Annotated in this window: 11 protein-coding genes and 2 pseudogenes; 2 read left to right on the forward strand and 11 right to left on the reverse strand. The window is 69.5% G+C overall.

All coding sequences use genetic code 11. The features are described from left to right. From ABT08_RS12660 to prmC, 11 genes and pseudogenes are all read right to left on the reverse strand, one after another. Positions 1-384, reverse strand: a pseudogene (locus ABT08_RS12660) (F0F1 ATP synthase subunit beta); the annotation flags it as partial. A gap of 22 nt (positions 385-406) precedes the next feature. Further along, positions 407-1,306 (reverse strand): F0F1 ATP synthase subunit gamma, encoded by a 900-nt coding sequence (locus ABT08_RS12665; protein ID WP_076490917.1) that lies wholly within the window; start codon positions 1,304-1,306, stop codon positions 407-409. A 24-nt stretch (positions 1,307-1,330) separates the two neighbouring features. Beyond that, the gene (gene atpA / locus ABT08_RS12670) at positions 1,331-2,962 is read right to left on the reverse strand and encodes a F0F1 ATP synthase subunit alpha (RefSeq protein WP_288115187.1); all 1,632 of its coding nucleotides are present in this window, start codon (positions 2,960-2,962) and stop codon (positions 1,331-1,333) included. 60 nt (positions 2,963-3,022) lie between these two features. Beyond that, positions 3,023-3,814 (reverse strand): F0F1 ATP synthase subunit delta, encoded by a 792-nt coding sequence (locus tag ABT08_RS12675; protein ID WP_056209498.1) that lies wholly within the window; start codon positions 3,812-3,814, stop codon positions 3,023-3,025. Continuing rightward, entirely contained in the window at positions 3,814-4,365 is a 552-nt protein-coding gene (locus ABT08_RS12680) for a F0F1 ATP synthase subunit B (RefSeq protein ID WP_045246672.1), read from the reverse strand. The genes ABT08_RS12675 and ABT08_RS12680 overlap by 1 nt, the downstream gene beginning before the upstream one ends. A 29-nt stretch (positions 4,366-4,394) precedes the next feature. Further along, positions 4,395-4,631 (reverse strand): F0F1 ATP synthase subunit C, encoded by a 237-nt coding sequence (gene atpE, locus ABT08_RS12685; RefSeq protein ID WP_045246671.1) that lies wholly within the window; start codon positions 4,629-4,631, stop codon positions 4,395-4,397. 42 nt (positions 4,632-4,673) lie between these two features. Beyond that, positions 4,674-5,499: pseudogene (atpB, locus tag ABT08_RS12690) on the reverse strand (F0F1 ATP synthase subunit A). Positions 5,500-5,620: 121 nt separating this feature from the next. Then, on the reverse strand, positions 5,621-6,112 hold the full coding sequence (locus ABT08_RS12695; RefSeq protein ID WP_288115189.1) for a Cg1360 family ATP-synthase-associated protein: 492 nt from the start codon (positions 6,110-6,112) through the stop codon (positions 5,621-5,623). Beyond that, a complete protein-coding gene (locus ABT08_RS12700; protein WP_288115191.1) occupies positions 6,109-7,263 on the reverse strand; it encodes an MraY family glycosyltransferase in 1,155 nt (384 codons plus the stop codon). The genes ABT08_RS12695 and ABT08_RS12700 overlap by 4 nt, the downstream gene beginning before the upstream one ends. Next, on the reverse strand, positions 7,260-7,934 hold the full coding sequence (locus ABT08_RS12705) for an L-threonylcarbamoyladenylate synthase (protein WP_045246668.1): 675 nt from the start codon (positions 7,932-7,934) through the stop codon (positions 7,260-7,262). The genes ABT08_RS12700 and ABT08_RS12705 overlap by 4 nt, the downstream gene beginning before the upstream one ends. 34 nt (positions 7,935-7,968) lie before the next feature. After that, the gene (prmC, locus tag ABT08_RS12710) at positions 7,969-8,886 is read right to left on the reverse strand and encodes a peptide chain release factor N(5)-glutamine methyltransferase (RefSeq protein WP_288115193.1); all 918 of its coding nucleotides are present in this window, start codon (positions 8,884-8,886) and stop codon (positions 7,969-7,971) included. 142 nt (positions 8,887-9,028) lie between these two features. Here prmC and cysK point away from each other — a divergent pair, with 142 nt between their 5' ends. Together cysK and epsC are read left to right on the forward strand one after the other, a co-directional pair. Next, positions 9,029-9,967 carry a cysteine synthase A gene (cysK, locus tag ABT08_RS12715; protein WP_045246667.1) on the forward strand — a complete coding sequence of 313 codons (939 nt, stop codon included), beginning with the start codon at positions 9,029-9,031 and terminating at the stop codon, positions 9,965-9,967. 1 nt (position 9,968) lies between these two features. Next, on the forward strand, positions 9,969-10,525 hold a 557-nt coding region (gene epsC / locus ABT08_RS12720), incomplete at its 3' end, for a serine O-acetyltransferase EpsC (protein ID WP_288115195.1).

Consider the following 10,525-nt stretch of genomic DNA (forward strand, 5'->3'; position numbering starts at 1 on the left):
GCGGTGGATGCCCCAGCGCTCGGTGACCTCGATCGTCTCGCCGGGAGCCGCGTTGAGCACCTCGCCGGTGACGTCGAAGACCTTGCCCTTGGTGACGTCGCCGACGGGGACCGAGATCGGGCCGCCGGTGTCGCGCACCTCCTGGCCGCGGACCATGCCGTCGGTCGGCTTGAGCGAGATGGCGCGGACGAGGTCGTCACCGAGGTGCTGCGCGACCTCGAGGGTGATCTCGGTCGAGTCGTCACCGATGGTGATCGTGGTCTTCAGCGCGTTGTAGATCTCGGGGATCGCGTCGTGCGGGAACTCGATGTCGACGACGGGCCCGGTGACACGCGCGACGCGGCCGACGACAGCCGCGTCGGTCTTCTCGGCGGTGAGGCTCATGGCTTCTTCTCTCCTTGGGAACTTACTTGCCGGATGACAGAGCATCGGCGCCGCCGACGATCTCGGCGATCTGCTGCGTGATCTCCGCCTGGCGCGCGTTGTTGCGCAGGCGGGTGTAGTCGGTGATGAGCTTGTCGGCGTTGTCGCTGGCCGACTTCATCGCCTTCTGCGTCGCGGCGTGCTTCGCCGCGGAGGACTGCAGGAGGGCGTTGAAGATGCGGCTCTGGATGTAGACCGGCAGGAGCGCATCGAGCACGGTCTCGGCGTCGGGCTCGAACTCGTAGAGGGGGTAGACCTCCGCCTGAGCGGGGGCGTCATCCGCCTCGAGAACCTCGAGCGGCAGCAGACGGACCGACTCGGGAGACTGCGTCATCATGCTGACGAAGCGGTTGTACACGAGGTGGATCTCGTCGACGCCGTCGTTCTCTCCCCCGGCGCGGTACGCCTGGAGCACGGCATCCGAGATCTCCTCCGCCGTCGAGAACTGCGGCGTGTCGGTGTCGCCGACCCACTGCGCTGCGCTCGGCATGCGGCGGAACTGGAAGTAGCCGACGGCCTTGCGTCCGACGAGGTAGAACACAACCTCTTTGCCCTGCGTCCGCAGCAGCTCGGCCAGCTCCAGACCCTCACGGAGGATCTGCGAGTTGAACGCGCCGGCGAGGCCCCGGTCGGAGGTGAAGATCACCACGGCGGAGCGACGGATGTTCTCACGCTCCGTCGTCAGCGGGTGGTCGATCGAGGAGTGCGTGGCCACCGCGGAGACGGCGCTCGTCACGGCTCGCGCGAAGGGCGACGCCGCGCGCACACGCGCCATCGCCTTCTGGATGCGCGAAGCCGCGATGAGCTCCATCGCCTTCGTGATCTTCTTGGTCGTCTGAGCAGAACTGATCTTCTGCTTGTAGACCCGCAGTTGTGCGCCCATGATTCCGTTCTCGTGTCGTCGCTGTTAGCGACGGCCCTTGACGATTCGCTCCTGGTTGACGTCCTCGGCCTCAGCGGCCTCGACCTGCTCGGCGCCCACGACGCCCTGGTCGTCACCCGGCTGGAACTCGAGGATGAACTCGTCGATCTTCTTCTCGAGCTCGGCGACCGTGTCGTCGCCCAGCGCGTTGGTCTCGCGCAGCGTGTCGAGGACCGTCGAGTTGCGACGCAGGTAGTCCAGCAGCTCGCGCTCGAAACGGAGCACGTCCGAGACCTCGATCGTGTCGAGCTTGCCGTTGGTACCGGCCCAGATCGAGACGACCTGCTCCTCCACCGGGTACGGCGAGTACTGCGGCTGCTTCAGCAGCTCGGTCAGACGCGCACCGCGGGCCAGCTGACGACGCGACGCGGCGTCGAGGTCGCTGGCGAACATGGCGAACGCCTCGAGCGAACGGTACTGCGCGAGCTCGAGCTTCAGCGTGCCGGAGACCTTCTTGATCGACTTGACCTGGGCGTCACCGCCGACGCGCGAGACCGAGATACCCACGTCGACCGCGGGACGCTGGTTGGCGTTGAAGAGGTCAGACTGGAGGAAGATCTGGCCGTCGGTGATCGAGATCACGTTCGTCGGGATGTACGCCGAGACGTCGTTGGCCTTGGTCTCGATGATGGGAAGACCCGTCATCGAACCGGCACCGAGCTCGTCGGACAGCTTCGCGCAACGCTCGAGCAGACGCGAGTGGAGGTAGAAGACGTCGCCGGGGTACGCCTCGCGGCCCGGCGGACGACGCAGCAGCAGCGACACGGCGCGGTAGGCCTCAGCCTGCTTCGACAGGTCGTCGAAGATGATCAGGACGTGCTTGCCGCCGTACATCCAGTGCTGGCCGATGGCCGAGCCGGTGTAGGGAGCGAGGTACTTGAAGCCGGCCGGGTCGGACGCGGGGGCCGCGACGATGGTCGTGTACTCCAGCGCACCGGCGTCCTCGAGCGCACCCTTGACGGCCGCGATCGTGGAGCCCTTCTGGCCGATGGCGACGTAGATGCAGCGCACCTGCTTGGTCGGGTCGCCCGACTCCCAGTTCGCCTTCTGGTTGATGATCGTGTCGATCGCGATCGCCGTCTTGCCGGTCTGGCGGTCGCCGATGATCAGCTGGCGCTGACCGCGCCCGATCGGGATCATCGCGTCGATCGCCTTGATGCCGGTCTGCATCGGCTCGTGCACGCTCTTGCGCTGCATGACGCCGGGAGCCTGCAGTTCGAGCGCGCGACGGCCCTCGGTCGCGATCTCACCGAGACCGTCGATCGGGTTGCCGAGCGGGTCGACCACACGACCGAGGTAGCCGTCGCCGACGGCGACCGAGAGCACCTCGCCCGTGCGGGTGACCTCCTGGCCCGCCTCGATGCCGGCGAACTCGCCGAGCACCACGACACCGACCTCGTGCTCGTCGAGGTTCAGGGCGAGGCCCTGCGTGCCATCGGCGAACGTGACGAGCTCGTTGGCCATCACGCCCGGCAGGCCCTCGACGTGGGCGATGCCGTCGGCCGCGTCGATGACGGTGCCGACCTCGGTGGCCGCGGCCCCCGTGGGCTCGTACGCTGCGACGAAGTCTTTCAGCGCGTCACGGATGACGTCGGGGCTGATGGAGAGTTCTGCCATTGTCTTCCTTCGTTCATGGGGCCATCGCCCCGAAGTCTCATCGTCGGGAGGGAGGTCCCGTTAGCCCGCCAGTCGGTGGCGGAGATCCGCCAGACGGGTGGACACGCTCGCGTCGATCACGTCGTTCGCGATCTGGATGCGCAGGCCGCCGACGATCGACTCGTCGATGACCGTGTTGATCGAGACCTGCGTGCCGTAACGCGCAGCCAGCGCCGCGCCCAGTCGCTCGGTCTGCGCGTCGGTCAGCGCCACAGCGCTCACGACCGTCGCGACGGTGCGCTCGCGTTCCGCGGCGACCACGCGCATGGCGCGCGAGAGAACCTCGCGTACCCGGCGCTCGCCCGGCTGGCGCACCAGCGACGACACGATCAGCGTCGTCGCCTCGGACGCACGTCCGCCGAGAAGCGTCTCGACGAGCACGCCCTTCGCCTCGGCGTCGCCGAGCCGGCTGCCGAGCGCGAGCTCGAGCTGCGGGTTGTCGGCGATCGTGCGCGACACCCGGAACAGCTCACCCTCGACGTCGGCGGACGGCGCGGCTTTGGAGGCGGCACGAACGGCCAGTTCCTCCACGCCGAACACGAAGTCGTGCGCCGACGACCAGCGCTCGACGGCTGCGGCCGCGAGCACCTGACGGGTGACGGGCGACACGGCGGCGCCGAAGACGTCCTCGACCACCTTCGCGCGCGACTCCGGGGTCGCCGCCCAGTCGGCGAGTGCGCCGGCAAGGGTCGGACGGTGCGCGAGCGCGCGCGCTGCCTGGAACAGCTCGGTGGCGACCGTGAGGTCGACACCCGCCGTCGTCGACAGTGCCGCGTTCGCGGCCTCCTGTGCGTGAGTGGTCGCGGCGCCCATTACTTCGTCGCCTTCTCGGATGCCTCGAGGTCGGCGAGGAAGCGGTCGACGACGCCCTGCGCGGACGCGTCGTCCTTCAGCTTCTCGCCGATCACGCCGCCGGCGAGATCGAGCGCGAGCGCACCGACCTCACCCCGGAGGGAGACGAGGGCCGCCTGGCGCTCGGCCTCGATCTGCGCGTGGGCCTGTGCGGTGACGCGCGCGGCCTCGGAGGTCGCGGCATCCTTCGCCTCGGCGACGATCTGCTTGCCCTCCTCGCGGGCGGACTCGCGGATCTCACCGGCCTCCTTGCGGGCGGCGGCGAGCTGCGCGGTGTACTCCTCGAGCGCGGCCTCGGCCTGGCGCTGGGCCTCGTCGGCCTTCGCGATGTTGCCCTCGATCGCCGCAGAGCGCTCGTCGAGCAGCTTCTGCATGCGCGGCAGGATCACACGCCAGAACACCAGGAGGATGACGACGAAGCAGACCGCGGACCACACGATGTCGTAGACCGCGGGCAGCAGCGGGTTCTGCCCCGCCTCCGTGGCGGCGCGGGTGACAAGAGCGGGAAGCATCCTGTCTCCTTACTTGAAGTCGTTCGCGATCAGAAGCCGAAGATGAAGCCGGTCGCGATACCGATGAACGCGAGGGCCTCGGTGAAGGCGATACCGATGAACATCAGCACCTGGAGGCGGCCTGCGAGCTCGGGCTGGCGGGCGACGCCCTCGATGGTCTTGCCGACCACGATGCCCACGCCGATGGCGGGGCCGATGGCGGCGAGACCGTAGCCGACCGTCGCGAGCGAACCGGAGACGTCGGCGAGAACCGTAGTTGCGTCCACGGGGTTATTCCTTTCGGTTGTGGGCGGCGGATGCCGACCGGATCAGTGCTCTTCCGCGACCGCGAGCTGGATGTAGACCGCGGTGAGGATCGTGAAGACGTACGCCTGGAGGAAGGCGACGAAGAGTTCGAAGAGGGTGAAGACGAAGCCGAAGGCCAGGGTGCCGAGACCGAGGGCCGTCCACCAGCCGCTGAGCTCGACCGTGAAGAACCAGGTGGCCGAGAAGAAGAGCACCGAGCACCAGCATAAGGTGCCCGACGATCATGTTCATCAGCAGACGGAGGGTGAGCGTCACCGGGCGGATGATGAAGGTCGAGAGGAACTCGAGCGGGACGATGATGAAGTAGAGCGGCCACGGCACGCCCGACGGGAGCAGCGCGTTCTTGAAGAAGTTCTTCGGGCTCTTCTTGACACCGGCGTAGATGAACGTGATGTAGGAGACGATCGCGAGCAGCAGCGGCACCGCGATGATGCTCGTGCCGGCGATGTTCAGGAACGGCACGACGCCCGTGAGGTTCATGAACAGCACCATGAAGAAGATGGTGGTCAGGATCGGCAGGAAGCGGTTGCCGTCCTTCTTGCCGAGCAGGTCGTGGGCGATGCCGTTGCGCACGAAGTCGAGACCGAGTTCGGCGACGCTCTGGAACCGCGTCGGCACCAGGCGCATGCGACGGGTGGCGACCAGGAAGAGCGTGATCAGCACGACGGTCGCCAGGATCTGGATCAGGTTGATCCGCGTCAGCGCGAACGGCGTTCCCGCGAACAGCACGGCGTCAGGGAAGAACTCTCCGATGGAGGGGGCGTGGAAACCACCGTCGCCCGTGGACTCGGCATTCGCGATCACAGTCGCAGCGTGATGAAACAGCACAGGCTCCAGCTCCGGGGCACCGAAAGAAATCGGTACGACGATGGGTCGGGGTGCACCCCAGGGCCGGCACTCAGGCGCTCGCGGTCGGGTGCGTGTCCAACCTTATCAAACCGCTGGGGGTTCAGATGCCGCTCGGAGGTTGCGGGTCCTTGCGCTCCCCCGCTTCCGGGTCGGTCGGGAGCGTCGTGTCGCTGACATGAGGCAGCCGCATCCTCGCCAGCACGACCACGTCGACGACGAGGGACCCGATCACAGCCGCGACCAGCGCGAGGAAGAAGACCTGCGGAGCGATCCACGGCTGCCCCCGCAGCACGAGCATCGCGACCACGAACAGCACGATCTTCAGCAGCCAGCCGCCCAGCACGATCGCGAAGAAGATCGGCACGTAGAGCGCGTCGCCGAACCAGCGGTTCGCGATGAGGATGCTGCCCGAGGTGATCGAGAGGAACACCGCGCCGACGACGACACCGGCCAGCCCGCTGACGAGGCCGGAGGAGCCGGCGGCGATGAACCCGGCCACGCCCGCGATGACCGCGAGCGCGAGGGCGGCCCACGCCGACCACTGGAGCGTGGCCCGCAGAACGGGAGTGCTGGAAACGGGAGACGACATCATGCGGGGTCTTTCGCTCGGGGGTCGGGGCGGCGGCGCCGGGACGGCAGGGCGGTGACGATCACGCAGGCCGCGCCACCGAGGACGCCGAAGCCCACGACGATCCAGTACTGGCCAGGCCAGTTCTCCCGGGTCGCGATGTACATGAGCAGCACGGCGAGCCCGACGATGGCGGCCCATGCGTAGAAGATCAGCACGGCCGAGCGGTCGGAGTGACCGAGGTCGAGCAGCCGGTGGTGCAGGTGCTTGCGGTCGGGCGAGAAGGGCGAGCGCCCCGCCCCCGTGCGCCGGATCACGGCGAGACCGAAGTCGAGCAGTGGCAGGATGACGACGGCCACCGGGAGCAGCACCGGGATGAAGGCACCGAGCAGCTGCGAGCGTCCGAGGGTCTCGGGGTCGAGCGTCGCGGGGTTGAGCTGACCCGTGACGGCGATGCCGCTGGTGGCCATGAGGAGTCCCAGCATGAGCGCGCCGGAGTCGCCCATGAACATCTTCGCGGGGCTCCAGTTCCACGGGAGGAACCCGACGCACGCGCCGACGAGCACGACGGCGATGAGGGAGGCGAGGTTCGAGTACGTGCTCTGGCCGGTGTCGCGCACCAGAAGGTAGGACCACGCGAAGAAGACGCCGTTCGCGATGAGCGCGACGCCGGCGACGAGGCCGTCGAGCCCGTCGATGAAGTTGACCGCGTTCATGACCACCACGATCGACAGGATCGTGAGGACGACGCTCATCCAGCTCGACCCCACCGTGAGGCCGCCGACGGGGAGCGAGTAGATCTGGATGCCCCCGAACCACGCGATGATCGCGGCCGCGCCGACCTGCGCCGCGAGCTTGATCATCCAGTCGAGGTCCCACAGGTCGTCGGCGATGCCGACAGCGACGATGAGCACGGTCGCGGCGAGGATCGCGAGGACCGGCTGCGGGTCGATCCACACACGGTGGAAGAAGTCGTTCTGCGCGGTGAATCCGAAGGCCACGACGATGCCGAGGAACATGGCGATGCCCCCCAGGCGCGGCGTCGGCCGCGTGTGCACGTCGCGTTCGCGGATGGCCGGGTAGAGCTTGAAGCGCAGCGCGAGGCGCCACACCGCCCCGGCGAGCACGAACGTGAGCACCGCGGTGACCAGCGCGGTGAACAGGTACTGCTTCACGTCCCCGGGTCTGGTTCGAGCGCGTCGCCCAGCACGGAGCGCAGTTCGGCGCGGGACACGACCCCGTCGCGCAGGACGCGCACGGTTCCCTGACGACCGGCGCAGAGCCCGGTGGCGTCGATGATCGTCGAGGCGAAGCCCGCGGTGGCCGGGCCGTCATCGAGATAGACGGCGACGCTGTCGCGCAGCATCCGCTCCGCCTCCTTCGCGACGATCGCGGCCGGGGCGCCGGTCAGGTTGGCGCTCGAGACCGCGAGCGGTCCGGTCTCCTCCAGCAGCTCGATCGCCAGACGGTGGGCGGGCATGCGCACGGCCACGGTGCCGCGGGTGTCACCGAGGTCCCAGGCGAGCGAGGGCTGGGCCGGCAGCACGATCGTGAGCCCGCCGGGCCAGTGCGAGCCGATGAGGCGGTCGATGGGCTCGGGCACCTCGCTCACGAGCGCCCGCAGCGTGTTCACGCCGGGCACGAGCACAGGCGGGGGCTGCTGACGGCCACGGCCCTTCGCCGCCAGCAGACGCGCGACGGCAGCCGGGGAGAACGCGTCGGCGGCCACGCCGTAGACGGTGTCGGTGGGGAGGACGATGAGCTCGCCGCGACCGATGGCCTGGCGCGCCTGACGCATGCCCGCGAGAAGCTCGGCCTCGTCGCGGCAATCGAAGAGGGAAGACATGACCGGGCCAGTCTAGTTCGGCCCGGCTGGGCGGTCAGGGCCGCAGCGCCGTGGTGACCCGGTCGCGCAGCGTCAGGTCGCGGTGGGTCGCCGCGGAGCGCCACCCGGCCTCGGCGAGCGCGTCCCTCACGCCCGCTCCCTGCAGCTCGCCGTGCTCGATGGCGATGAGTCCGCCGGAGTGCACGAGTCGCAGCCCGACATGCGCGAGGGTGCGCACGACGTCGAGGCCGTCCTCGCCTCCGTAGAGGGCCGCGGGCGGATCGAACAGCCGCACCTCGGGGTCGCGGGGGGTCGCGGCATCCGGCACGTAGGGAGGGTTCGACACGAGCACCGAGACGGTGCCGTCGAGCTCGGGGAACGCGACGGCCAGGTCGATGAACGCGAGACGTGCGTTCTCGGCGCCAACCTCGGCGAAGTTCTCCTTCGTCCACACGAAGGCGTCGACGGAGTTCTCGGCCGCGTGCACCCGCGCATGCGGCACCTCGGTCGCCAGCGACAGTGCGATGGCACCGGATCCGGTGCCGAGATCGACGGCGATCGGCGAAGGGGATGCCGCGGCGCGCAGCGCATCGATCGCAATCTGCGCGAGCAGCTCGGTCTCGGGGCGGGGCACGAACACCCCCGGGCCGACCCTCAGCTCCAGGTGACGGAACGGCGCGCGCCCGGTGATGTGCTGCAGCGGCTCGCGCGCAGCGCGGCGCTCGACGAGGGACGCGAGGGACGCGGCATCCGGTTCGGAGATCGCGTCGCCGCGCAGCGCTGCCGCCTGCACCTCGCCGCGCCCGCCGCCGCGCACGTGTGCCGCGAGCAGCTCGGCGTCGACGGTCGCGTCTGCCACTCCCGCACGCGCGAGGGTCGCCGCAGCGGCGCGCAGCGCGTCGGCGAGCGTCTCAGGACGCTCGGGCGCGACGACGTCGGGCAGATCGCCGGGGTGCGGTGCGGTCTCGGGCATGGGCGCCGCCCAGTTTATCGGCCGCACCGCCGACCCGGCTCCCGTCACACAGCCTCCTCATCGCATCCGCTCGCATAGGCTGGGCGCGGTGCGCGCATAGACGCGCGACGACAGGGAACCAGCGAGAGAAGGCAGCCCCGACATGCCCGCGATCCACGACGACATCACCAGCGCGTTCGGCAACACGCCGCTCGTGCGGTTCAGCCGCATCGGCGAAGGCCTCGGCGGCCACATCCTCGGCAAGCTCGAGTTCTACAACCCCGCATCCAGCGTGAAGGACCGCCTCGGTATCGCGATCGTCGACGCCGCGGAGGCCTCCGGCGAGCTCACGCCCGGAGGAACGATCGTCGAGTCCACGAGCGGCAACACCGGCATCGCCCTCGCCATGGTCGGCGCCGCCCGCGGCTACCGCGTCATCATCACGATGCCCGCGTCGATGTCGAAGGAGCGCCGCCTGCTGCTCAAGGCGTTCGGCGCCGAGCTCGTGCTCACCGACCCCACCAAGGGCATGTCGTTCGCCGTCGAAGAGGCCAAGCGCATCGTCGCCGAGACCCCCGGCGCCGTGTGGGCCCGCCAGTTCGAGAACGAGGCGAACCCCGCGATCCACCGCAAGACCACCGCGGAGGAGATCCTGCGCGACACCGACGGCCAGGTCGACTACTTCGTCGCCGGCATCGGCACCGGCGGCACCATCACCGGCGTCGGCGAGGTGCTCAAGGAGCGCGTGCCCGGCGCGAAGGTCATCGCCGTCGAGCCGGCCGACTCCCCCATCCTCACCAAGGGCCACCCGGGACCGCACAAGATCCAGGGCATCGGCCCGAACTTCGTGCCCGCGATCCTCAACCGCGAGATCATCGACGAGGTCATCGACGTCGAGTTCGACGATGCGATCCGTGTCGCCCGCGAGGCCGGTGCCCGCGAGGGCATCCTCGTCGGCATGTCGTCGGGTGCGGCGCTCTGGGCCGCCCAGCAGATCGCTGCGCGCCCCGAGGCCGCCGGCAAGAACATCGTCGTGATCATCCCGTCCAACGGCGAGCGCTACCTCTCGACCGCGCTCTACGAGCACCTGCGCGAGGAGTGAGATGACGGGCGGCGGGATGCTGCGGCGGCTGCGGGAGGATCTCGCGGCCGCCCGCCTCCGCGACCCCGCCGCCCGCTCCTCCCTCGAGATCGCGCTGCTCTATCCCGGGCTGCACGCGGTGTGGTCGCACCGCGTGTGGCATGCGCTGTGGGTGCGCCGGGTGCGCTTCCTCGCCCGCGCCGGCTCGCAGCTGACCCGCTGGCTCACCGGCATCGAGATCCACCCGGGCGCCACGATCGGCCGGCGCCTGTTCATCGACCACGGCATGGGCGTCGTCATCGGCGAGACGGCCGAGGTCGGCGACGACGTGCTGCTCTACCACGGGGTCACCCTCGGCGGTCGCACGCGCGACGCCGGCAAGCGCCACCCCACGATCGGCGACGGAGTGGCGATCGGCGCGGGCGCGAAGGTGCTCGGGCCGGTGCGCATCGGTGCGGGATCCGTGATCGGCGCGAACGCCGTCGTGACGCGCGACGCGCCCGACGACTCCGTGATCGTCGGCATTCCCGCCAAGGCGCGCCCGCGCCGCGACGGCGACGACACGCGCAGCATCCTGAC

The organism is Microbacterium sp. SCN 71-21, from assembly GCF_001725695.1.
GTDB lineage: Bacteria > Actinomycetota > Actinomycetes > Actinomycetales > Microbacteriaceae > Microbacterium > Microbacterium ginsengisoli.

Excerpts from the sequence above, each read along its gene's own strand:
- ABT08_RS12695 (WP_288115189.1), bottom strand. The coding sequence starts at position 6,112 with ATGATGTCGTCTCCCGTTTCCAGCACTCCCGTTCTGCGGGCCACGCTC.
- cysK (WP_045246667.1), top strand. The coding sequence starts at position 9,029 with ATGCCCGCGATCCACGACGACATCACCAGCGCGTTCGGCAACACGCCG.
- prmC (WP_288115193.1), bottom strand. The coding sequence starts at position 8,886 with ATGCCCGAGACCGCACCGCACCCCGGCGATCTGCCCGACGTCGTCGCG.
- ABT08_RS12680 (WP_045246672.1), bottom strand. The coding sequence starts at position 4,365 with ATGCTTCCCGCTCTTGTCACCCGCGCCGCCACGGAGGCGGGGCAGAAC.
- ABT08_RS12705 (WP_045246668.1), bottom strand. The coding sequence starts at position 7,934 with ATGTCTTCCCTCTTCGATTGCCGCGACGAGGCCGAGCTTCTCGCGGGC.
- atpA (WP_288115187.1), bottom strand. The coding sequence starts at position 2,962 with ATGGCAGAACTCTCCATCAGCCCCGACGTCATCCGTGACGCGCTGAAA.
- ABT08_RS12665 (WP_076490917.1), bottom strand. The coding sequence starts at position 1,306 with ATGGGCGCACAACTGCGGGTCTACAAGCAGAAGATCAGTTCTGCTCAG.
- ABT08_RS12675 (WP_056209498.1), bottom strand. The coding sequence starts at position 3,814 with ATGGGCGCCGCGACCACTCACGCACAGGAGGCCGCGAACGCGGCACTG.